Genomic DNA, 21,987 nt, shown 5'->3' with positions numbered 1-21,987 from the left:
ACGAGTTAAGGATATAACATGGCGTTTAAATTTAAGACCTTCGCAGCAGTAGGCGCACTGATTGGCTCGCTGGCACTGGTGGGTTGCGGTCAGGACGAAAAAGATCCAAACCACATCAAAGTAGGCGTTATCGTCGGTGCAGAACAGCAGGTTGCTGAGGCCGCGCAGAAAATCGCTAAAGAGAAATATGGCCTGGACGTTGAACTGGTGACCTTCAACGATTACGTTCTGCCGAACGAAGCGCTGAGCAAAGGCGACATTGACGCTAACGCCTTCCAGCATAAACCGTACCTGGATCAGCAGATCAAAGATCGCGGCTACAAACTGGTTGCTGTCGGTAACACCTTCGTTTACCCGATTGCCGGTTACTCCAAGAAAATTAAATCTCTGGATGAACTCCAGCCGGGTTCACAGGTTGCCGTCCCTAACGACCCAACCAACCTTGGCCGTTCCCTGCTTCTGCTACAGAAAGTGGGCCTGATTAAACTGAAAGAAGGCGTTGGCTTGTTACCGACCGTTCTGGACGTAACCGAAAACCCGAAAAATCTGAAAATTGTTGAGCTGGAAGCACCACAGCTGCCACGTTCTCTGGACGATGCGCAGATCGCCCTGGCCGTGATCAACACCACTTACGCCAGCCAGATCGGCCTGACCCCAGCGAAAGATGGCATCTTCGTTGAAGATAAAGATTCCCCGTACGTCAACCTGATCGTGACTCGCGAAGACAACAAAGACGCGGAGAATGTGAAGAAATTCATACAGGCATATCAGTCTGAAGAAGTGTACCAGGAAGCCAATAAGGTGTTTAACGGCGGCGCGGTTAAAGGCTGGTAATCTCCCGGCAGTGTAATATCATCAAGACGGGCATTTGCCCGTCTTGTCATTTGTGCGGTCAACTGCTTCAATATCTGACGTTTTGATTATCCACTGAGGAATTATTATGCGTGCTTTACCGATCTGTTTTTTAGCACTGATGCTGAGCGGCTGTTCTATGCTAAGCAGATCTCCTGTTGAACCTGTTCAAAGCACTGCAACCCCGCCAAAAGCGGAGCCAGCAAAACCGAAAGCGCCTCGCGCTGCGCCGGTACGTATTATTACCAAAGCCGACGAGCTGGTCGGTAAGCCATTCCGTGAACTGGGCGAAGTGAGCGGCGAATCCTGCCAGGCAACGAATCAGGACTCCCCACCCAATATTCCGACAGCCCGCAAGCGTATGCAAATCAACGCGTCGAAAATGAAAGCCAACGCGGTGCTGCTGCACAGCTGCGAAGTCACCAGCGGCACACCAGGTTGCTATCGCCAGGCGGTATGTATCGGTTCTGCGCTTAACATTACGGCGAAATGAGTTCATTTCAGTTCGAGCAGATAGGCGTTATCCGCTCCCCTTATAAAGAAAAGTTCGCCGTGCCGCGTCAGCCGGGTCTGGTCATTAACGGCGGCGGCGAGCTTCATCTTGTCGCGCCGTATAATCAGGCCGATGCAGTGCGCGGGCTTGAGGCGTTCAGCCATTTATGGGTGGTCTTTGTGTTTCACCAGACCATGGAAGGCGGCTGGCGTCCTACCGTGCGTCCGCCTCGTCTGGGCGGAAATGCCAGAATGGGTGTCTTTGCCACCCGCTCAACCTTTCGTCCCAACCCCATCGGGATGTCGCTGGTCGAGCTGAAAGGCATACGTTGTCAGAAAGATCAGGTGATCCTGGAGTTAGGTAGCCTTGACCTGGTTGATGGCACGCCGGTCATAGATATTAAGCCTTACCTGCCCTTCGCCGAAGCGCTGCCGGATGCCCGAGCAAGCTATGCTCAGGACGCACCGCAGGCAGATATGCCGGTTCACTTCACGTCTGAAATAACGACGCAAATCAGCGAGCTGGAAAAGCGTTATCCTCGCCTGCGTGACTTTATCGTTGAAGTGCTGGCCCAGGACCCCCGTCCCGCCTACCGCAAAGAAGAGGAAGCCGGGAATACGTACGCCGTCTGGCTGCTGGACTTTAACGTGCGCTGGCGCGTGACTGCGGCGGGTTTTGAAGTGTTTGCCCTGGAACCCAGGTAATTTTGTTCTCCTCTCTTTTGGCATCTTTGCCACACTGGTAAACTAAACCACTTTTTTTGTGTCAGGCTGGTGTTTCAGCCTGTTCCAATCGTCGAAATGGAACCGTAACAACATGCGTACTAGCCAATATCTGCTCTCCACTCTGAAGGAGACACCTGCCGACGCCGAGGTGATCAGCCACCAGCTGATGCTGCGCGCCGGGATGATCCGCAAGCTGGCCTCCGGGTTATACACCTGGCTGCCGACCGGCGTGCGCGTCCTGAAAAAAGTCGAAAACATCGTGCGTGAAGAGATGAACAACGCCGGTGCTATCGAGGTGTTAATGCCGGTCGTTCAGCCCTCTGAACTGTGGCAGGAGAGCGGTCGCTGGGAGCAGTACGGTCCTGAACTGCTGCGTATTGCCGATCGTGGCGATCGTCCATTCGTTCTCGGCCCAACGCATGAAGAAGTGATCACCGACCTGATCCGTAACGAGCTGAGCTCTTACAAACAGCTGCCGCTGAACTTCTTCCAGATCCAGACTAAGTTCCGTGACGAAGTGCGTCCACGCTTTGGCGTCATGCGTTCTCGCGAGTTCCTGATGAAAGATGCTTACTCTTTCCATACTTCTCAGGAATCGCTGCAAGAGACCTACGACAAAATGTACGCGGCCTACAGCAAAATCTTCTCCCGCATGGGGCTGGATTTCCGTGCTGTACAGGCTGATACCGGTTCAATCGGCGGTAGCGCCTCCCATGAATTCCAGGTTCTGGCGCAGAGCGGCGAAGACGATGTGATCTTCTCTGACTCCTCTGATTACGCCGCGAACATCGAATTTGCAGAAGCGCTGGCACCAAAAGAACCACGCGGCGCGGCAACGCAAGAGATGACGCTGGTTGATACGCCAAACGCGAAAACTATCGCCGAGCTGGTTGAGCAGTTTACTCTGCCGATCGAAAAAACCGTGAAAACCCTGCTGGTGAAATCGGCTGAAGGTAGCGCTTATCCACTGGTTGCCCTGCTGGTACGAGGCGATCACGAGCTGAACGAAGTGAAAGCCGAGAAGCTGCCGCAGGTTGCCAGCCCGCTGACCTTCGCAACGGAAGCGGAGATCCGCGCCGTGGTGAATGCAGGTCCTGGTTCTCTGGGTCCGGTGAACATGCCTGTTCCGGTGGTCATTGACCGCACCGTTGCGGCGATGAGCGACTTCGCTGCGGGCGCAAACATCGACGGTAAACACTACTTCGGCATCAACTGGGATCGTGACGTGGCTACGCCGGAAGTGGCTGACATCCGTAACGTGGTCGCAGGCGATCCAAGCCCGGACGGCAAGGGTACCCTGATGATCAAACGCGGTATCGAAGTAGGCCACATCTTCCAGCTGGGCGATAAGTACTCGCGCGCAATGAACGCTGCCGTTCAGGGCGAAGATGGCCGTAACCAGGTTCTGACCATGGGCTGCTACGGCATTGGCGTAACGCGCGTTGTTGCTGCCGCTATCGAGCAGAACTATGACGAACGCGGAATCGTCTGGCCGGATAACATCGCGCCGTTCCAGGTGGCGATCCTGCCAATGAACATGCACAAGTCTTACCGCGTGCAGGAGCTGGCTGAGAAACTCTACGCTGAGCTGAGCGCGAAAGGTATCGACGTGCTGATGGATGACCGTAAAGAGCGTCCTGGCGTGATGTTTGCTGACATGGAACTGATCGGTATTCCACACACCATCGTCATTGGCGACCGTAACCTCGACAGCGACGAGATTGAATACAAATACCGTCGCAACGGCGAAAAACAGATGATCAAGACGGGAGATATTCTTGATTACCTGGTGAAAGCCATCAAAGGTTAAGAAACAAAAAACCCCGCCAGTGCGGGGTTTTTTAATGGCTATATCTTATTTGCTTTCGCAGTCTTTCCCCGCAGCAAACTTCGCGTCTTTATCTGCCACCAGCGTTTTCAGCAGCTCGCCGCTATCCGGGTTTGGCTCCAGCGTAAAATGCCCTTCAACCGTCAGCAACACTGGCTTACTGTCGTTGCCGCGCGCGACGGCATAGTCTCGCTCCAGCTGGGCATTGTTTGCCACGCTGACTTTCTTCCCGGTTGCACAGTCAGTGAAGATCGCCGCATCCGCCATGTAGAAATACATCCCTCGCATCGCCATTGGGGTGGCTGGCAGGGTCGCTTTCACCGGGGCCAACGTATAGTTGAACTGGGATTCAATCGGATTGCCTTCGCGATCGAGCATCTCCATCCCCTCGCCTTTGGCGCGGAAGAAGGTTTTATCGCCCGTGGTATCCGTCAATACCAGCTTCTCAGCCGTACGCGCCCATGTTCCGTAAGATGCAAAAGAAGACGGTTCTTTCGCCCCCTGGTAACGCTGGTTCATGACCCAGGTGCCATCTTTTTGCAGGAACAGAGAGGTTTCGATGCCCTCGCAATCTGCACACGGTAATACGCCGCGCCAGCTTTGCTGCATCGGCTTTAATTCTTCATTTTGCGTTGGCTGTAGTACCTGCGTTTCTGAACGGTTATTACAGCCAAAAAGCGCGAACAGGCTTGTCACGGCCAGCGCTGATAATAATGCTTTTTTCACAATACTTTCCTTATGAAAAAGGGTATCCCTTTCGTCACATTATGGGTGACGGACTTTGCCACGCAGTGATTTTACAGTGGATTTCTGCGCCTTCGATGACAACCGACGTTCTTTCGATGCCCGCGTTGGACGTGTTGCCCGGCGACTTTTTTGTACAGCCGTCAGCTCTTTAATGACCGCGACCAGCCGGGCTATTGCCGCTTCCCGGTTAAGCTCCTGGCTGCGATACTCCTGCGCTTTAATCACCATCACACCCTCGCTGGTGATCAGGTGATGGCTGGCGGCAAGCAGGCTTTCTTTATAATACTCTGGCAGGCTGGAGGCCCGAATGTCAAAGCGCAAATGGATAGCCGTTGAGGCCTTGTTAACGTGCTGTCCCCCTGCTCCCTGGGCCCGGATGGCGGTGATCTCCAGCTCGTTATCAGGGATGCTGACGTTTCGGGACAATACAATCATGATGCGGGCTGCCAGGCCGTGAGATGAATTTCCAGATTATTCTGAGAACCGGAAAGCCAGATGGCGCCGTCCTGAATCGTCGCCTGTAGCGCCATCGTCCGGCTGGCGAACGCACTCAGCTGCGCCAGCTGTTCATCATCCAGATACCAGACGGTAAGATTTTTGAACAGCGCACATTTATTTTTATTTTGTTGCCACCAGATCTCCGCCGCTCGCTGGTTGTAGGCAAACAACGCCACTTCAGCAGACTGGGTGCAGGCCTTTTTGATCCGGCGTTCATCCGGCAGGCCAAGCTCAATCCATAAATCGATACCCAGATGATCGTTGCGCAGCCAGGCTTCCGGTTCATCTTCCGCGCTTAAACCACGGGTAAATTGCAGACGCTCGTCGGCATACTTAATCCACGCCAGCAGGCGCAGCATCATGCGCTCCTGGGTTTCAGAAGGATGACGCGCCAGCGTCAATGACGCATCCAGAAACTGGTTACGGTCAAGATCCGCCACATTGACCACAGCTTTATAAATTGTCGCTTTCAGCGCCATGAGAGAACTCCTTTCGAATCAGGCGTACATTGTAGCGAAAACCGCGGCAAAAGGCTGTTACGAGGTGGTGGCTCCCTCTTATCAAGGCGCTGATATTGCTTAAATGAGTATGGTATAGTCACCTTGCTAAACCGAGTTTAACTTCGTAGGCTTAATGATATCTCACAGTAAGTCAGTACGCTGGCAGGAGGTGATGTGAATAATTATTGTGAGTTGATTCGCAGACGGTATGCGGAGATCGCCAGCGGAGATCTGGGGTACATTCCGGATGCGTTGAGCTGTGTATTGAACGTGCTAAATGAAGTGGCCTCTGATGAGAGCCTTTCTGAATCGGTCAGGGAAAAAGCAGCGTATGCTGCGGCGAATTTACTGGTGAGCGATTATGTCGATGAATGATACCTATCAACCCATCAATTGTGATGACTATGACAACCTCGAACTCGCCTGCCAGCATCATTTAATACTGACGCTGGAGCTAAAAGATGGCGAAGTGCTAAAGGCAAAGGCCAGCGATCTGGTTTCCCGTAAAAATGTGGAATACCTGGTTGTGGAAGATGCAGGTGCAACGCGTGAGCTACGCCTCGACAAAATTGCCAGTTTCAGCCATCCGGAAATCGGCACCGTTGTGGTGAGCGAATCCTGATAACCAACGGGCAGCCAGGCTGCCCGTTACGCTTTCCATTCAAAATTAACACCCGCTTCAGCCCACCCCTCTTCAGTGATGAACACCTCTGCCGCCGCGATGAGCGTGTCGCCGTAAAACAGAAGCGGCGTGGTATCACGTCGCCAGGGCGGAACGTTCTGTTCCTGCCAGATTTTCTTCAGCTTACGCCCGCCGTTACGCCCGACGATATGCAGCATGCCGCTGGCCCTGAAGCGTATAGTGACGTTCTCGTCCGGCTCAGGTAGACGCACATTGCCCGAATGGCTTAACGCAACGACACCGGCATTCATCGGTAGCGTTAATGCTTTTTCCGGCGACGGCCAGTCGAGCACAACGTCAGCCAGCGACGGCACAGATTTTACCCACCAGAGTTGCCCTTTATAGCGCCTGACGTCATAACCATTCAGGTGTATACACGGGGCGGCATCTTCCCTCGCCTGTGCAACTTCCTCCCAGATACGGTTGAGCATCGCCCGGGACGGCATAACCGCACGGTGGTAAGCCAGCCAGCGACGAATCAGAGCAGCCCGGCGCACGGGGCTCATCACCTTCAACGGCGCAATGTTCAGGGCACCGTCAGCGGTAGTCAGCGTATCCAGCTCCTCGCTCAGCAACTCATCCAGCAAGCTTTCCTGTTCAGCACACAGCATGGCGCTTCTGGCCGCCGCTTCGGAAAAATGCGCCCAGCGCTCACTCAGCAGCGGTAAGACGCGCAGGCGCAGGAAGTTACGGTCGTAACTGTCGTCCTGATTGCTCTCGTCTTCAATCCAGCACAGATGATGCTGCTGCGCCCAGGCTTCCAGTGATGCGCGCGTCTCACCCAGTAGCGGGCGGATGAGCTCTGTTTCAGCAAAATCTGCGCGCTCAGGCATGGCAGATAACCCCGCAGGCCCGCTGCCCCTCTTGAGCGCCAGTAAAAACGTCTCGCACTGGTCGTCCAGATGCTGCGCGGTGACCAACGCTTCCCCTTGCTGTAATGCGCCGGAAAACGCGGCGTAGCGGGCTTTCCGCGCCTGCGCCTCAATACCCAGCCCCTCATCCTCAAGCGTGACGCGTTCAACGATCAGCGGGATTGCCCACCCTGAACACACCGCTTCGCAGTGCGCTACCCAGTCGTCGGCATGGGGGCTTAAGCCGTGATGGATATGCATCGCCCGCAGCTGGACGTCAGGCTCACGGTCGCGCCAGAGCTTAAGGCGGTGCAGCAAAACGGTGGAATCCAGGCCACCGCTGAACCCCACCAGCAGCTGGCGATAGGGTGAAACGGCGTGCGCGATAGCAGGTAAGGTCATAGGAAATTACACATAAAAAATGCCCGAACTGAACGGGCATTATCACACATGACGGCGATTACTGCTGGTAAAGCTCCAGCGGCAGCCCGTCCGGATCGTTGAAAAAAGTGAAACGTTTATCGGTAAAGGGATCGACACGAATCGCTTCGCAGGCCACGCCGTGGGCTTCCAGATGTTTTACCGCGCTGTCCAGGTCGTCGACGCTGAAGGCCAGGTGGCGTAGGCCGCAGGCTTCCGGGCGTGAAGGACGCGCTGGCGGGAAAGGAAAAGAGAACAGTTCAATCACATATTGTCCGTTTAACGCCAGATCGCCTTTCCAGGAGTCGCGCTCCTCACGGTAAGCCTCGCTCAACAGCGTAAAGCCGAGAACGTCGCAGTAGAATGCCTTACTTTTCGCGTAATCGGTAGCAATGATCGCAATATGATGAACCGCTTTTAAACCCAGCATAGTTTCTCCTTTTTATGATGCTCTGAACGTTACAACCGACAACCCGCCCCTGGCAAGCAGACCCTTTTATTTTAGGACTCTCACCCAGTACACGCCGTTATCATCGCGTTTCGCGCCATGAATGTCCGTTTCAAAGCCCGGATAGTGGCGCCCTACCGAACAGAGCATCAGCAGGAAATCGAGCACCGCCCGGCTCTCCTCGGTGATCATTTCACCCGGCATCAGCAGCGGCACGCCCGGCGGATAAGGCAGGATCATGTTGGCCGATACCCGCCCGACCAGGTTTTCCAGCTCAACGGTTTCAACCTCCCCTTTCACCTGGCGCTGCCACGCCCTGTGCGGCGTCAGCTTCATTTCAGGCAGAACATCAAATGCCTGCAACATCAGGCGCGGCAGATCGTGCTGGCGGATCAGCCTGTGGATCCCCTGGGCCAGATCCTGAATACGCATATTGCGATAGAAGTCAGGATCTTCCGCGTAGAGATCCGGCAGCATATTCTTTACCCGCAGGTTCAGATCATATGCGCGCTTAAACTCCATCAGTCCGCGCAACAGCCCCATCGCGCGGGTTTTATCGATCCCGATGCTGAACAGGAACAGCAAATTATAGGGGCCGGTTTTCTCCACCACCACGCCGCGCTCATCAAGGAACTTCGCCACCAGCGCAGCCGGGATCCCTTCCTCACCCATCACACCCTGCTCATCCATGCCCGGCGTCAGGATCGTCACCTTAACCGGATCGAGGAACATGTGGTCCGCATCGGCATCCCGGAAACCGTGCCAGCTCTCCCCCGGCGCGACGGGCCAGCATTCTGCCTCATCAATCTCTTCCGGCTGCCAGATATCAAAGAACCAGCCGTCCGCTTCATCTTTAAGCCGCTGAACCTCTTTTCGGAAATGCAGCGCCCGTTCCACCGAACGATTGATCAGGCGTTTACCCGGATTACCGCGCAGCATCGCCGCCGCCGTTTCGATGGACGCCACCAGCGGGTAGCTCGGCGACGTGGTCGTGTGCATCATAAAGGCTTCGTTGAAGGTGTCCTCGTCGTACTCGCCCTTGATGTGAATAAGAGACGCCTGGGAAAACGCGGCCAGCATTTTGTGCGTCGACTGCGTTTCGAAGAACACCTTGCCCGGCACCCGCTCGCCGCTCATCCCACTATTACCCGAGTAAATCGGGTGGAAATTGGTGTAAGGCACCCACGCGGAGTCAAAGTGGATCGACGGCACGTCCAACGTCTGCTTGATCCAGTTCGTGTTGTAAAGCAGCCCGTCATAGGTGGAGTTGGTGATCACCGCATGCACAGGCCAGCTTGCCTCGGGGATCGCCGCGATCTTATTTTCAATGGCTTCATGCGCGAATTCACGGCGAGGAATGCCGCCGAGAATACCCAGCGCATTACGCGTAGGCGACAGCCAGAGCGGCACTACGTCGCTCATCATCAGCAAATGCGCCAGTGATTTATGGCAGTTGCGGTCAATCAGCAGCGTACTGCCGGCAGGCGCGGCGTACATCCCGACGATTTTGTTCGAGGTTGAGGTACCGTTGGTCACCATGTAGCTTTGTTCGGCGCCAAAGGTCCGGGCGATGTACTCTTCGGCTTCCAGATGCGGGCCGGTATGATCCAGCAGAGAGCCTAACTCGGTGACCGAAATCGACACATCCGCCTTCAGCGTGTTACCGCCAAAGAAATCGTAGAACAGACATCCCACCGGGCTTTTTTGATAGGCTGTTCCCGCCATGTGGCCTGGCGTACAGAAGGTGTACTTCCCTTCATTCACATAGGTGAACAGCGCGCGCGTGAACGGCGGTGTGATGTTATCGAGGTATTCACCGGTGTACTGCTGAATGCGGGTCGCAATGTCCTCGGCAACGCCGAGTGAGTATTCGAAGAACCACAGCGCCATACGCATATCATGCGCGCTCACGTCCATGGTCGAGTGAGTGTTGATAAACGCGTACAGCGGAAGATATTCGTTGAGCTTATTGATATCGCTGCACAACTCCATGTCGTATTCATCCCAGTCGAATATCACGCCACAGATGCGCGGATTGTGTTCGATAAATTTCAGCAGGTCGGCGCTGTTTTGCGGCCAGATCAGCTGGTATCCGCGTGCTTTAAGGGCTTGCTCCAGCTCCTTGATGGGTTCGTCTTTATAAAAGACGCCGTGTGGCCCCATGATGGCAATGATGTTCATGGTTTACCTCCTTGAAAAACATCAGATAAGCATAGTTAAGGTAAACGGCAGGTATAAAAAAAGCCGCAACAATGTGCGGCTTTTAGGATAATTGTGAGGCTTACGCGTAACCGTAGGTCATCAGACGCTGATAACGACGGTTGAGCAGATCTTCTGTGCTCAGCACGTCCAGGTCCGCCAGATCTGCCAGCAGCTGCGCTTTCAGGGAAGCAGCCATCACTTCCGGCTTACGGTGCGCGCCGCCCAGCGGTTCAGGGATAACGGTGTCGATCAGCTTCAGCTCTTTCAGACGTGGGGCAATGATGCCCATCGCTTCAGCAGCCAGCGGCGCTTTATCGGCACTTTTCCACAGAATGGAGGCACAGCCTTCCGGAGAGATAACGGAATAGGTACTGTACTGTAGCATATTCACTTTATCGCCCACGCCAATTGCCAGCGCACCGCCGGACCCACCTTCACCGATAACGGTACAGATGACCGGCACTTTCAGGCGAGACATCTCACGCAGGTTGCGTGCGATGGCTTCAGACTGACCGCGCTCTTCAGCGCCAACACCCGGGTAAGCACCCGGCGTGTCGATGAAGGTGATGATAGGCATATTGAAACGCTCAGCCATCTCCATCAGACGCAGGGCCTTACGGTAGCCTTCTGGCGCTGGCATACCGAAGTTACGACGGATTTTCTCTTTGGTTTCACGGCCTTTCTGATGACCAATAATCATCACCGGACGTCCATCCAGACGCGCGATACCGCCGACGATAGCTTTATCGTCAGCGTATGCGCGGTCGCCTGCCAGTTCGTCAAATTCGTCAAACGCCAGGCGGACATAATCCAGGGTGTACGGACGCTGTGGATGACGCGCCAGCTGGGCGATCTGCCATGCGCCGAGATCGGCAAAGATTTTGCGCGTCAGTTCTACGCTTTTTTCGCGCAGACGATGCACTTCTTCGTCGATGTTAATATCCAGTTTTTCATCCTGACGGCTCACGGCTGTCAGAGAATCGATTTTCGCTTCCAGCTCTGCAATCGGCTGTTCGAAATCAAGGAAATTCAGACTCATAGTATTCCTGTATTAGTCAAACTCCAGTTCCACCTGCTCCGAACCAATGAGGCCACGGAGATCGTTCAGTAAACGATCGCTCGGAGAGACACGCCACGTTGCACCAAAGCGCAACCGCGCACGTGCATCCGCCCTCTGATAGTAGAGATGTACTGGAATGGTCCCCGAGCGGTGGGGTTCCAGAGACTGACGGAGTCGGTTTAAAAGCTGGTCATCAATTTGCCTGTCCGTCAGCGAGATAGCAAGCCCGCGAGCATATTTTTCCCGGGCTTCGTCAATGTCCATCACTTCGCGGGCGGTCATTTTAAGCCCCCCGCTGAAGTCATCAAAGCTGACCTGTCCGCTGACGATAAGTATGCGGTCTTTTTCCAGCAATTGCTGGTATTTATCCAGCGCGTCGGTGAACAACATCACCTCCAGACGCCCGGAACGGTCATCCAGGGTACAGATGCCGATACGATTGCCGCGCTTGGTGACCATTACCCTTGCAGCAATCACGAGCCCCGCAGCCGTGGTGATTTTACCACGTTCTGTCGGATGCATGTCTTTAAGCCTGTGGCCGCCGACATAGCGCTCAATTTCTTTCAGATACTGGTTGATCGGGTGCCCCGTCAGGTACAGGCCTAACGTCTCACGCTCCCCATCCAGCACCACCTGTTCTGGCCAGGGCTGGCAGTTGGAATAAGACTGCTCAATCTGCTCTGGCTCTTCCGCCAGCACGCCGAACATATCAGCCTGGCCAATGGCTTCCGCTTTCGCGTGCTGATCGGCTGCTTTCAGCGCATCGCCGAGCGAATTCATCAGCGCGGCGCGGTGTGGCCCCAGCCGGTCAAACGCGCCGGACATGATCAGTTTTTCCAGCACGCGGCGGTTCAGTTTTTTGGTATCGGTGCGGGCGCACAGATCGAACAGCTCGCGGAAATAGCCGCCGTTGTTACGCGCTTCGATGATCGCCTCGATCGGCCCCTCACCCACGCCCTTGATCGCGCCGATCCCATAGACGATTTCCCCGTCATCGTTAACGTGGAAATGGTACAGGCCAGAGTTAATATCCGGCGGCAGGATCTTCAGCCCCATGCGCCAGCACTCGTCCACCAGGCCAACCACCTTCTCGGTGTTGTCCATATCGGCGGTCATTACCGCCGCCATAAACTCAGCGGGATAGTGAGCCTTCAGCCACAGCGTTTGATACGAAACCAAAGCATAGGCGGCGGAGTGGGATTTGTTAAATCCGTACCCGGCGAATTTCTCCACCAGGTCGAAGATTTTCATCGCCAGTTCGCCATCGACGCCGTTTTTCTTCGCCCCATCCTCAAAGATGGAACGTTGCTTGGCCATCTCTTCCGGCTTTTTCTTACCCATCGCACGACGCAGCATGTCTGCGCCGCCAAGGGTATAACCAGAAAGCACCTGGGCGATCTGCATGACCTGTTCCTGATACAGGATGATGCCATAGGTTGGCTCCAGTACCGGTTTCAGGCTTTCATGCTGCCACTGCACGTCCGGGTAGGAAATCTCTTCGCGCCCGTGTTTACGGTCGATAAAGTTATCTACCATCCCCGACTGCAACGGCCCCGGACGGAACAGGGCCACCAGCGCGATCATATCTTCGAAGCAGTCTGGTTGCAGACGCTTAATCAAATCTTTCATGCCGCGGGATTCAAGCTGGAAGACGGCTGTCGTCTCCGAGCGTTGCAGCATGTCGAAACTTTTCTTGTCATCAAGCGGGATAGCCGCGATATCCAGCGGCGGTTCGCCGTTCTTCTCACGGCGGGCGTTAATCATCTCCAGCGCCCAGTTGATGATGGTCAGCGTACGCAGGCCGAGGAAGTCGAACTTCACCAGCCCGGCGTATTCTACGTCGTTCTTGTCGAACTGGGTGACCGGATGCTGGCCCGCTTCGTCGCAGTACAGCGGCGCAAAGTCGGTGATTTTGGTCGGGGCGATAACCACCCCCCCCGCATGCTTACCGGCGTTACGCGTGACGCCTTCCAGCTTGCGCGCCATGTCGATCAGCGCTTTGACCTCTTCGTCGGCTTCGTAGATTTCCGGCAGCTGAGGTTCAGCTTCAAAGGCTTTCGCCAGAGTCATGCCCGGATCGGGCGGCACCAGCTTAGAGATACGATCGACAAAACCGTACGGGTGGCCCAGAACGCGGCCCACGTCGCGGATAACCGCTTTCGCGGCCATCGTACCGAAGGTGATGATCTGCGAAACCGCATCACGACCGTACATATCGGCCACGTGCTCAATCACCTGGTCGCGTTTTTCCATGCAGAAGTCGACGTCAAAGTCGGGCATGGAGACACGTTCCGGGTTGAGGAAACGTTCGAACAGCAGGTCAAATTCCAGCGGATCGAGATCGGTAATTTTAAGCGCGTAGGCCACAAGCGATCCCGCACCGGAACCACGGCCCGGACCTACCGGCACGCCGTTATCCTTCGACCACTGGATGAACTCCATCACGATCAGGAAGTAGCCTGGGAACCCCATCTGGTTGATCACCTGGAGTTCAATATCCAGGCGCTCGTCATATTCAGGACGTTTCTCTTTACGGACCGCTTCATCCGGGAAGAGGAATTCCAGACGCTCTTCCAGACCCTCTTTCGATTTCATGACCAGGAAATCTTCGGTGGTCATGTCGCCCGTCGGGAACTGCGGCAGGAAGTATTCGCCGAGACGCACGGTGACGTTACAGCGCTTGGCAATCTCTACGCTGTTTTCCAGCGCTTCCGGGATGTCCGAGAAGAGCTCACACATCTCCTCTTCGCTGCGCATGTACTGCTGCGATGAGTAGTTGCGCGGACGTTTCGGATCGTCGAGGGTGAAGCCGTCGTGGATGGCGACGCGAATTTCATGCGCGTCAAAATCACCCGCCTCAAGGAAGCGCACATCGTTGGTGGCCACCACAGGCAGGCCACGCGCTTCCGCCAGGGCGACGGCCGCATGCAGGTAGCTCTCTTCATCCACACGCCCGGTACGGATCAGCTCCAGGTAATAACGATCCGGGAAATACTCTTCGTAGAACGAGACGCACTGATCCACCAGCGCGTTATTACCGCGTAGCAGACATTTGCCGACATCTCCCATACGGCCACCGGAGATCAGCAGCAGACCTTCGTTCAGCTCCGCCAGCCAGTCGCGGTCAATCCATGGACCCAGTGCGCCGTAACCGCGTTGGTAGGCTTTTGAGATCAGCAGAGTGAGGTTCTGATAACCCGTGTTATTCATAGCTAACACGGAAATCTGCGTCATCTCATCGCCGAGCAGCTCGCTCTGCACATGAAAATCCGCGCCGACGATGGGCTTTAATCCTGCGCCATGCGCCGTTCCGTAGAACTTTACCAGGCCACACAGGTTGGTAAAATCGGTGATCGCCAGCGCAGGCATGCCAAGCGAGGCCGCCTTTTTTACCAGCGGCCCGGTCTTTGCCAGCCCATCGATCATGGAGTAGTCGCTATGCACCCGCAGGTGTACGAAACGTGGTTCAGCCATCTTCAGATCCCGCGTTACTTAATTGCTTGCGTCTTGATTCAGGACACCAGTCCCAGCGCGCGTTTCACCGGGCCAAAGCTGCGCCGATGATGTTCAGTTGCGCCATGTTCAGCCAGCTTTTCCAGATGGAAAGCCGTTGGATATCCCTTGTGCTGGGCGAAACCATACGCGGGATAAGTGAGGTCCAGCGCGGCCATTTCGGCATCGCGCGTCACTTTGGCAATGATTGACGCCGCACTGATTTCTGCGACGCGGCTATCGCCTTTAACAACAGCCATGGAAGGCATCGGCAGCGCCGGGCAACGGTTACCGTCGATCAGCACATACTCAGGCACAATCTTCAGGCCAGCAACGGCACGCTGCATCGCCATCATGGTGGCGTGCAGAATGTTCAGATCGTCGATCTCATCCGGCTCTGCGCGCCCGAGACTCCAGGCCAGCGCCTTTTCTTTAATTTCATCGAACAGCGCCAGGCGACGCTTTTCACTCAGTTTTTTCGAGTCGTTCAGGCCAACGATCGGGCGGGCTGGATCGAGGATCACCGCCGCGGTCACAACGGCACCCACTAACGGGCCACGACCGACTTCATCCACACCGGCAACGAGGTGGGTATGGGGATAAATAAATTCCATCATTGTGCTAACTCCAGCACCGCATCGGCCGCCTGCTCATCAGCATTACAGCGGATCAGTTGATGCAGTTCACGGAAGGTATCATGCATCTGGTGGCTGGTTTTACCGTTGGCCAGCAGCGGCAGTAATGCATCAGCCAGTGCCTGCGGCTGGCATTCATCCTGCAAGAGCTCTTTCACCAGTTCGCGACCCGCAAGCAGGTTTGGCAGGGATACGTAATCTGTTTTTACCAGACGTTTTGCCAGCCAGAAGGTAAACGGCTTCATGCGATAACCGACCACCATTGGGCATTTTGCCAGCATACACTCCAGAGCAGCCGTGCCGGAAGCCAGCAGTGCGGCATCACTCGCAAACATGGCTTGCCGCCCTTTTCCGTCCAGCAGGCGGACGTGAAGATCCGGGGCGACGTCGGCTTTGATACGCTCAAACTGCTCGCGGCGTTTGGCATTCACCAGCGGCACGACCACTTCAAGATCGGGATAAGTCTTGCGAAGAATTTGCGCCGTTTTCAGGAAATCGGCACTGAGCATTTCAACTTCCGCACCCCGGCTCCCTGGCAGCAGCGCCAGACAATGCACATCATGCGGGATGCCCAGTTCGTCACGCGCCGCGTTTTTATCCAGATCCAGCGGCATGGCATCCGCCATGGTATGACCGATAAAACGGCACGGGACATTAAATCTGTCGTAAAACGCTTTTTCGAAAGGCAGAAAAGCCAGCACCAGATTAGTGGATCGTCCGATTTTGAAAACGCGTTTCTGTCGCCACGCCCACACGGACGGACTGACGTAATGGATCGTTTTGATCCCCTGCTTTTTCAGGTTACCTTCAAGGGTAATATTGAAATCAGGCGCATCAATGCCGACAAATACATCGGGCTTAAGGTCGGTAAAGCGGCGGGTAAGGTCGGCGCGAATATGCAGCAGGCGACGCAAGCGCCCCAACACCTCGACGATGCCCATCACAGCCAGCTCTTCCATTTCATACCAGGCTTCACAGCCTTCGGCCTGCATCAGCGGCCCAGCCACGCCCACAAAGCGGGCATTGGGTACACGGGCTTTAAGCGCGCGGATAAGACCTGCACCAAGAATATCGCCGGAGGTTTCTCCGGCGACCAGGGCGATGGTAAGCGGACGACTGTCGACCATTAACGAATCAGACCACGGGTTGAACGTTCAAAGAATTCCATGAACGTTTTCACTTCAGGGTGCTTATTCGCCAGCTCGGCAATTTCCGGCTTAGCCTCTTCCAGCGTTTTACCGCTACGGTACAGCAGTTTGTACGCGTTGCGGATGGCAGTAATCGCTTCGCGACTAAAACCACGACGCTTGAGACCTTCGATGTTCACGCCAAACGGCGTGGCATGGTTGCCCTGCGCAATCACAAACGGTGGGACGTCCTGCGCCACACCGGAGCATCCGCCGACCATCACGTGTGCACCAATGATGCAGAACTGATGGACTGCGGTCATGCCGCCAATAATGGCGAAATCATCAACCGATACGTGTCCCGCCAGCGTTGCGTTGTTGGCGAGAATACAGCGGCTACCCACGGTACAGTCGTGCGCAATATGCGCATTAACCATAAACAGGTTGTCGCTGCCCACCTTCGTCAATCCACCGCCTTGCGTTGTACCACGATGAATGGTGACGCTTTCGCGAATGCGGTTACGATCGCCGATTTCCACGCGGGTCGGTTCGCCAGCATACTTAAGATCCTGGTTAACTTCGCCGATGGAGGCGAACTGATAGATCTCATTGTTGCAGCCAATGGTGGTATGACCATTCACGACAACGTGAGATTTCAGTACTGTACCCTCACCAATTTCGACATGGGGTCCAACAATACAAAACGGGCCAATGTGGACGTTGGCACCAATGATGGCACCCGTTTCCACAATGGCGGTAGGATGAATAAAGGCGGATTTATCAATCACGTATCAGGCCTCCCGGCTACGCGCACACATCATTGTCGCTTCGCAAACAACTTTGCCGTCAACCATAGCTACGCCTTTGAAGCGAGTCAGGCCGCGACGCGTTTTTTCAAAAGTGACTTCCATGATCATTTGATCACCAGGCACGACCGGACGCTTGAAGCGCGCTTCATCGATACCCGCGAAGTAATAGAGTTCACCCGGTTCCAGTTTACCTACGCTTTTAAACGCCAGAATACCGGTAGCCTGTGCCATCGCTTCCAGGATCAATACACCCGGGAAGATAGGCTTACCAGGGAAGTGCCCCTGGAAGAACGGCTCGTTAACGGAGACATTTTTCACTGCGCGCAGAAAACGACCTTCTTCAAAATCCAGCACACGGTCTACCAGTAAAAACGGATAGCGGTGCGGCAGAAGTTCTAAAATCTCTTCAATATGCAGAGTATGAGTGTCAGTAGTCAAAATACTCTTCCTGTCAAATGTACTAAGTAGCAATAATAACACGGCCTGCCGGTTTATAAACAAAGCCGACAGGCCGGGAAATTTAGCGTTAAACGGATGAACGCTTAGTCTTGTTGATCGATTTTGCGCTCAATCGCTTTGAGTCGCTTGCTCATATCATCAATATTCATCACCAGTGCAGCTGTTTTACGCCAGACCTTGTTCGGTTGCAGCGGAATACCTGAGGAATAAACGCCAGGCTCAGTGATTGGACGCATCACCATACCCATCCCCGTCACCGTGACTTTGTCGCATATTTCCATATGGCCATTGATCACGCTGGCACCGCCAATCATGCAGTAACGGCCAATTTTCAGGCTGCCTGCCATGATAACACCACCCGCAACTGCGGTATTGTCGCCAATCACAACGTTATGTGCAATCTGGCACTGGTTGTCTATGATAACACCGTTACCAATAATGGTGTCGTCAAGCGCACCGCGGTCGATAGTTGTACAAGCGCCGATCTCCACACGATCGCCGATAATCACGCGACCCAGCTGAGGGATCTTAACCCAATTACCCCGATCGTTGGCGTAACCAAATCCGTCAGAACCAATCACCGTGCTGGACTGAACGAGACAATTCTCGCCAATCTCAACCTCATGGTAGACAGAGACATTGGCCCACAGACGAGACCCTGCGCCAATTTTCGTATTTTTTCCAACAAAGCAGCCAGGGCCAATCACCACGTTATCACCCAAAACAACGCCGGATTCGATAACGGCGTTTGCGCCGACTGATACGTTGTTACCCAGCTGAGCCGTCGGATCAATCGCAGCACTGGCTGCAATGTTCTGTGCCGGCTGCGGCGTGGTATCAAGAATTTGGGCCATGCGCGCATAGGTCAGGTAGGGATTTTTCACTACCAGTGCAGCGCTAGTGGCAAACGGAAGATCGTCCTGCGTCAGCACAACGGCAGACGCCTGGCACTGGGCCAGGTGCTCACGGTACTTAGGGCTTACCATGAAGGTAATAGTGCCTGCTTTAGCAGATTGCATGGACGCAACAGCGGTGATGACGATATCGCCATCACCGTGTAATTCTGCATCCAACTGCTGAGCTAAATCAGCCAGTCGAATTGAAGGCATTACTTATTTAACCTGTTTCAGAACATCAGCGGTGATGTCTTTAACATCGCTGCTGTTGAATGCAACGGCGTTCGCATCAACAACCAGATCGATGCTCTGATCGGCTGCTACTGCTTTAACGGCAGACTGAATACGCGTCACCAGTTTGCCACGCTCTTCGTTAGAACGACGCTGACGATCCTGCTCGAAAGCCTGTGCTTTCTGAGAGAAGGTCTGGCGCTGAGACATGACGTCTTTTTCCAGTTTGCTGCGCTCGCTCGCTTTCATGGTAGAACCATCACGCTGAAGACGCTGCATCTTGGACTGAAGATCACCTTCCATACGTTGCAGTTCGCTCGCACGGCCTTTGAATTCGTTTTCCAGCGTTGCAGAAACACCGGTTTTCTGTGCAACCTGCTGGAACAAATTACCCATGTTGACGATTGCAATTTTATCCGCTGCCTGAGCAGAAGTTGCCATCGCTAAACCGAGACCTGCAGCTAATAACCACTTTTTCACAATTAACTCCTTACCATCCCATTGGCACCCGAGGGGTACCGTTCTTTGCGTGGCAAGGCGACCGTGTTACCGATCGCCGGTTGTCAGCGCTACACTGCCAACGCATTCCATTGCAGCGGATTATTACCAGGTTTTACCAATGTTAAACTGGAACTGCTCCGCTTTGTCTCCATCGTATTTCTTAAACGGCTGGGCGTAAGAGAAGACCAACGGCCCCAGCGGTGACATCCATTGTAATGCGATACCTGCGGACATGCGAATGTTGCTCGGATCGCTGTAGTCCGGAACCCCCGCCGCACGCATCTGGGCGGTGTTCTCCCAGTTGGTGTCCCACACCGTACCTGCATCCATAAAGAAGGAGGTACGCACGGAGTTCGCATACTTATCACTGATAAACGGCGTAGGCGTGATGAACTCGAGGCTCGCCACGGCCATAGCGTTACCACCTACTGCGTCATCAGAGCTACATACTTGCTTAGGATCACGGCTTGCGCAGTTATCTTCGTCATTACCGCCGTAATAAACCGCTTTCGGACCAATGTTATTGGACTGGAAGCCACGCACGGTGCTTGAACCACCGGCGTAGAAGTTTTCATAGAACGGCAGTTCTTTGCTTCCAATACCGTCACCATAACCCCAACGGGTACGACCCAGAACGACCCACTTGTGATCTTCATCAATTGGGAAGTAGGACGCCGTATCCAGCGTGACCTTGTAGAACTCGTTATCCGAGCCCGGGATAGTCACTTTACCGTTCAGGTTGACGCGTGAACCTTCCGTCGGGAAGTAGCCACGGTCAAGACGGTTGTAGGTCCAACCGTAGTTGAAGGTGAAGTCATCCGCGGCGAAACCGTTGTCATCGCTGGACGTACTCGCCGACTGACCGATGGAGTCCAGGTAACGCCACATCGCCACCTGCGGTTGCATGTTGGACAGGTCGTTATGCACGTACCCTAAACCTGCGCGCAAGGTGTTGTATTCGTTAACCGGGAAGCCAAGCGTACCATCCAGACCGTAACTCTTGTTGGTATACGAGGAGAGGTCCGCATCGTCCGCTTTAAAGTCGTTATAGAAGATACGACCGCCCAGGCTTACACCGTCAACGGTGAAGTATGGGTTGGTAACGGAGAACTCAGAGTAGGTCTGGTAGTCGTTTTTCGTCCCGTTGATACCGACAGAGTAGCCCGTACCCAGCCAGTTATCCTGCTGAACACCGACCTGGAAGCTCACGCCACTTTCAGTACCGTAACCAATACCGAAGTTGAAGCTACCGGTATTACGTTCTTTAACTTTATAAACAACATCAACCTGATCCGGACGACCTGGTACACGCTGAGTATCGGTATCGACCGTTTCGAAGTAGCCCAGACGGTTCAGACGCTCTTTACCCTGATCTACCAGATCGCTTCCCAGCCATGCCCCTTCCATCTGGCGCATTTCACGGCGCAGAACGGAGTCTTTAGAGGTATCGTTACCTTCGAAGCGGATCTTACGCACGTAGAAGCGGTTGCCCGCATCAACGTTAACGTGCAGCTTAACGGTTTTATCCGTGTCGTTAATTTCCGGCTGCGTTTGCACACGCGGATACGCATAACCATAACGGCCGAGCAGCTTCTTAATGCTGTCTTCCATTTTGGTGACTTTAGATCCGCTGTACAGATCGCCCGGCTGAATTTTGGTCAGAGATTCAATTTCAGCTGAATGTCCTGCCAGGTTGCCGCTGACTTCAACACCCGAAAGCGTGTACTTATCGCCTTCTGTGATGTTAACGGTAATGTAGATACCTTTCTTGTCCGGAGTCAGACTCACCTGAGTTGAATCGATGTTGAAACGGGCGTAACCGCGATCCAGATAGTAGCTGCGCAGGGTTTCAAGGTCACCCGCCAGTTTCTGTTTCTGGTATTTACGATCGCCTACCACGTTCCACCACGGCACTTCGTCACGCAGCTGGAAGTTGGAGATCAGTTCGTCGGTGCTGAACGCGTGGTTACCCACGATGTTGATCTGCTGGATCTTCGCAGAAACACCTTCCTGGAAGACCAGTTTCAGGTCAACACGGTTACGTGGCAGCGGTGTAACAACCGCTTTAACGCTCGCGCTGTATTTACCGACGCTGTAGTAGAAATCTTCCAGACCTTTTTCAATGTCTGCAAGGGTTGTGCGGTCCAGAGATTCCCCCACACGAACACCCGATGCCTCAAGGTTCTGCTTGAGCATGTCGTCTTTCACCGATTTGTTACCGGAGAAAGTGATGCTGGCAATCGTTGGACGTTCTTTTACCTGAACCACCAGCGTATCACCATCGCGCAGGACGCGGACATCCTCAAAGTTGCCAGTGGCAAACAGAGCACGGATGGTGTTACTGATATCTTCATCATTAACCGTATCGCCGGGGCGCACAGGCATACTGAGGAGGGCCGCACCAACGGCGACACGCTGAAGGCCTTCGAAATGAATATCTTTCACTACGAACCCGTCAGCACCGTATACGGTCGCGCTGCTAAACAGCAGCGACGCTATGAGCAACTTTTTCATCGCCATCGTTATTATGC

At 54.4% G+C, this 21,987-nt stretch carries 21 protein-coding genes; 6 read left to right on the top strand and 15 right to left on the bottom strand.

Going from position 1 to position 21,987, the window contains the following annotated elements:
• Window positions 1-18: 18 nt before the first annotated feature.
• From metQ to proS, 4 genes are all read left to right on the top strand, one after another.
• Complete coding sequence (metQ, locus tag ACQG0T_RS04315; protein ID WP_003856132.1) at window positions 19-834, top strand: methionine ABC transporter substrate-binding lipoprotein MetQ; 816 nt, start codon at window positions 19-21, stop codon at window positions 832-834.
• 106 nt (window positions 835-940) lie between these two features.
• The gene (rcsF, locus tag ACQG0T_RS04310) at window positions 941-1,345 is read left to right on the top strand and encodes an Rcs stress response system protein RcsF (RefSeq protein ID WP_015572735.1); all 405 of its coding nucleotides are present in this window, start codon (window positions 941-943) and stop codon (window positions 1,343-1,345) included.
• The gene (tsaA, locus tag ACQG0T_RS04305; protein ID WP_015572734.1) at window positions 1,342-2,049 is read left to right on the top strand and encodes a tRNA (N6-threonylcarbamoyladenosine(37)-N6)-methyltransferase TrmO; all 708 of its coding nucleotides are present in this window, start codon (window positions 1,342-1,344) and stop codon (window positions 2,047-2,049) included. Before rcsF ends, tsaA begins: the two co-directional genes overlap by 4 nt.
• Before the next feature lie 112 nt (window positions 2,050-2,161).
• A complete protein-coding gene (gene proS / locus ACQG0T_RS04300) occupies window positions 2,162-3,880 on the top strand; it encodes a proline--tRNA ligase (RefSeq protein ID WP_003856138.1) in 1,719 nt (572 codons plus the stop codon).
• A 45-nt stretch (window positions 3,881-3,925) separates the two neighbouring features.
• Here the strand turns inward: proS and nlpE are convergent, their stop codons facing one another.
• From nlpE to ACQG0T_RS04285, 3 genes are read right to left on the bottom strand one after another with little or no spacing between them, the layout of a single operon-like run.
• Window positions 3,926-4,624: an envelope stress response activation lipoprotein NlpE gene (nlpE, locus tag ACQG0T_RS04295; RefSeq protein WP_045348075.1), complete on the bottom strand. Its 699-nt coding sequence runs from the start codon at window positions 4,622-4,624 to the stop codon at window positions 3,926-3,928.
• 39 nt (window positions 4,625-4,663) lie between these two features.
• Complete coding sequence (gene arfB, locus ACQG0T_RS04290; protein WP_006810027.1) at window positions 4,664-5,080, bottom strand: alternative ribosome rescue aminoacyl-tRNA hydrolase ArfB; 417 nt, start codon at window positions 5,078-5,080, stop codon at window positions 4,664-4,666.
• Window positions 5,077-5,622 (bottom strand): YaeQ family protein, encoded by a 546-nt coding sequence (locus ACQG0T_RS04285; protein WP_271040569.1) that lies wholly within the window; start codon window positions 5,620-5,622, stop codon window positions 5,077-5,079. Before ACQG0T_RS04285 ends, arfB begins: the two co-directional genes overlap by 4 nt.
• Before the next feature lie 195 nt (window positions 5,623-5,817).
• Between ACQG0T_RS04285 and ACQG0T_RS04280 the strand changes: the two genes are divergently transcribed.
• Both ACQG0T_RS04280 and rof read left to right on the top strand, forming a co-directional pair.
• Entirely contained in the window at window positions 5,818-6,018 is a 201-nt protein-coding gene (locus tag ACQG0T_RS04280; protein ID WP_271040568.1) for a YaeP family protein, read from the top strand.
• On the top strand, window positions 6,005-6,265 hold the full coding sequence (rof, locus tag ACQG0T_RS04275) for a Rho-binding antiterminator (protein ID WP_003856148.1): 261 nt from the start codon (window positions 6,005-6,007) through the stop codon (window positions 6,263-6,265). The genes ACQG0T_RS04280 and rof overlap by 14 nt, the downstream gene beginning before the upstream one ends.
• 26 nt (window positions 6,266-6,291) lie before the next feature.
• On the opposite strand, the gene tilS is transcribed toward rof, so the two are convergent.
• The 12 genes from tilS to bamA all read right to left on the bottom strand — a co-directional run bounded on the left by tilS (window position 6,292) and on the right by bamA (window position 21,976).
• On the bottom strand, window positions 6,292-7,578 hold the full coding sequence (tilS, locus tag ACQG0T_RS04270) for a tRNA lysidine(34) synthetase TilS (protein ID WP_045333696.1): 1,287 nt from the start codon (window positions 7,576-7,578) through the stop codon (window positions 6,292-6,294).
• Between the two features lie 58 nt (window positions 7,579-7,636).
• Window positions 7,637-8,026 (bottom strand): VOC family protein, encoded by a 390-nt coding sequence (locus tag ACQG0T_RS04265; RefSeq protein WP_003856151.1) that lies wholly within the window; start codon window positions 8,024-8,026, stop codon window positions 7,637-7,639.
• A 66-nt stretch (window positions 8,027-8,092) separates the two neighbouring features.
• Window positions 8,093-10,225, bottom strand: a complete 2,133-nt coding sequence (locus ACQG0T_RS04260; protein ID WP_271040567.1) for a lysine decarboxylase LdcC — start codon at window positions 10,223-10,225, stop codon at window positions 8,093-8,095.
• Window positions 10,226-10,325: 100 nt separating this feature from the next.
• Window positions 10,326-11,285, bottom strand: a complete 960-nt coding sequence (gene accA, locus ACQG0T_RS04255) for an acetyl-CoA carboxylase carboxyl transferase subunit alpha (protein WP_003856154.1) — start codon at window positions 11,283-11,285, stop codon at window positions 10,326-10,328.
• Between the two features lie 12 nt (window positions 11,286-11,297).
• On the bottom strand, window positions 11,298-14,780 hold the full coding sequence (gene dnaE / locus ACQG0T_RS04250) for a DNA polymerase III subunit alpha (RefSeq protein WP_271040566.1): 3,483 nt from the start codon (window positions 14,778-14,780) through the stop codon (window positions 11,298-11,300).
• A 38-nt stretch (window positions 14,781-14,818) separates the two neighbouring features.
• On the bottom strand, window positions 14,819-15,415 hold the full coding sequence (gene rnhB, locus ACQG0T_RS04245) for a ribonuclease HII (protein ID WP_047726223.1): 597 nt from the start codon (window positions 15,413-15,415) through the stop codon (window positions 14,819-14,821).
• Window positions 15,412-16,560: a lipid-A-disaccharide synthase gene (lpxB, locus tag ACQG0T_RS04240; protein ID WP_271040565.1), complete on the bottom strand. Its 1,149-nt coding sequence runs from the start codon at window positions 16,558-16,560 to the stop codon at window positions 15,412-15,414. The genes rnhB and lpxB overlap by 4 nt, the downstream gene beginning before the upstream one ends.
• Complete coding sequence (lpxA, locus tag ACQG0T_RS04235) at window positions 16,560-17,348, bottom strand: acyl-ACP--UDP-N-acetylglucosamine O-acyltransferase (RefSeq protein ID WP_003856164.1); 789 nt, start codon at window positions 17,346-17,348, stop codon at window positions 16,560-16,562. Before lpxA ends, lpxB begins: the two co-directional genes overlap by 1 nt.
• A gap of 3 nt (window positions 17,349-17,351) precedes the next feature.
• Complete coding sequence (gene fabZ, locus ACQG0T_RS04230) at window positions 17,352-17,807, bottom strand: 3-hydroxyacyl-ACP dehydratase FabZ (protein ID WP_003856165.1); 456 nt, start codon at window positions 17,805-17,807, stop codon at window positions 17,352-17,354.
• A 104-nt stretch (window positions 17,808-17,911) separates the two neighbouring features.
• Entirely contained in the window at window positions 17,912-18,937 is a 1,026-nt protein-coding gene (gene lpxD, locus ACQG0T_RS04225; protein ID WP_015572726.1) for a UDP-3-O-(3-hydroxymyristoyl)glucosamine N-acyltransferase, read from the bottom strand.
• Between the two features lie 3 nt (window positions 18,938-18,940).
• Complete coding sequence (gene skp / locus ACQG0T_RS04220) at window positions 18,941-19,435, bottom strand: molecular chaperone Skp (RefSeq protein ID WP_006810039.1); 495 nt, start codon at window positions 19,433-19,435, stop codon at window positions 18,941-18,943.
• A 123-nt stretch (window positions 19,436-19,558) separates the two neighbouring features.
• Window positions 19,559-21,976 carry an outer membrane protein assembly factor BamA gene (gene bamA / locus ACQG0T_RS04215; RefSeq protein ID WP_003856172.1) on the bottom strand — a complete coding sequence of 806 codons (2,418 nt, stop codon included), beginning with the start codon at window positions 21,974-21,976 and terminating at the stop codon, window positions 19,559-19,561.
• Window positions 21,977-21,987: the final 11 nt, after the last annotated feature.

The sequence above is a fragment of the Enterobacter cloacae complex sp. 302F9 genome, from assembly GCF_050030335.1.
Classification (GTDB): Bacteria; Pseudomonadota; Gammaproteobacteria; order Enterobacterales; family Enterobacteriaceae; genus Enterobacter; species Enterobacter hormaechei_C.
The sequence above is the reverse complement of the archived record's forward strand: the minus strand, read 5'-3'. Positions and strand labels throughout refer to the sequence as shown.

Coding starts and splice junctions, on each gene's coding strand:
- metQ (WP_003856132.1), top strand. CDS start 19: ATGGCGTTTAAATTTAAGACCTTCGCAGCAGTAGGCGCACTGATTGGC.
- rcsF (WP_015572735.1), top strand. CDS start 941: ATGCGTGCTTTACCGATCTGTTTTTTAGCACTGATGCTGAGCGGCTGT.
- tsaA (WP_015572734.1), top strand. CDS start 1,342: ATGAGTTCATTTCAGTTCGAGCAGATAGGCGTTATCCGCTCCCCTTAT.
- proS (WP_003856138.1), top strand. CDS start 2,162: ATGCGTACTAGCCAATATCTGCTCTCCACTCTGAAGGAGACACCTGCC.
- arfB (WP_006810027.1), bottom strand. CDS start 5,080: ATGATTGTATTGTCCCGAAACGTCAGCATCCCTGATAACGAGCTGGAG.
- ACQG0T_RS04285 (WP_271040569.1), bottom strand. CDS start 5,622: ATGGCGCTGAAAGCGACAATTTATAAAGCTGTGGTCAATGTGGCGGAT.
- rof (WP_003856148.1), top strand. CDS start 6,005: ATGTCGATGAATGATACCTATCAACCCATCAATTGTGATGACTATGAC.
- tilS (WP_045333696.1), bottom strand. CDS start 7,578: ATGACCTTACCTGCTATCGCGCACGCCGTTTCACCCTATCGCCAGCTG.
- ACQG0T_RS04265 (WP_003856151.1), bottom strand. CDS start 8,026: ATGCTGGGTTTAAAAGCGGTTCATCATATTGCGATCATTGCTACCGAT.
- ACQG0T_RS04260 (WP_271040567.1), bottom strand. CDS start 10,225: ATGAACATCATTGCCATCATGGGGCCACACGGCGTCTTTTATAAAGAC.
- accA (WP_003856154.1), bottom strand. CDS start 11,285: ATGAGTCTGAATTTCCTTGATTTCGAACAGCCGATTGCAGAGCTGGAA.
- dnaE (WP_271040566.1), bottom strand. CDS start 14,780: ATGGCTGAACCACGTTTCGTACACCTGCGGGTGCATAGCGACTACTCC.
- rnhB (WP_047726223.1), bottom strand. CDS start 15,415: ATGATGGAATTTATTTATCCCCATACCCACCTCGTTGCCGGTGTGGAT.
- lpxB (WP_271040565.1), bottom strand. CDS start 16,560: ATGGTCGACAGTCGTCCGCTTACCATCGCCCTGGTCGCCGGAGAAACC.
- lpxD (WP_015572726.1), bottom strand. CDS start 18,937: ATGCCTTCAATTCGACTGGCTGATTTAGCTCAGCAGTTGGATGCAGAA.
- bamA (WP_003856172.1), bottom strand. CDS start 21,976: ATGGCGATGAAAAAGTTGCTCATAGCGTCGCTGCTGTTTAGCAGCGCG.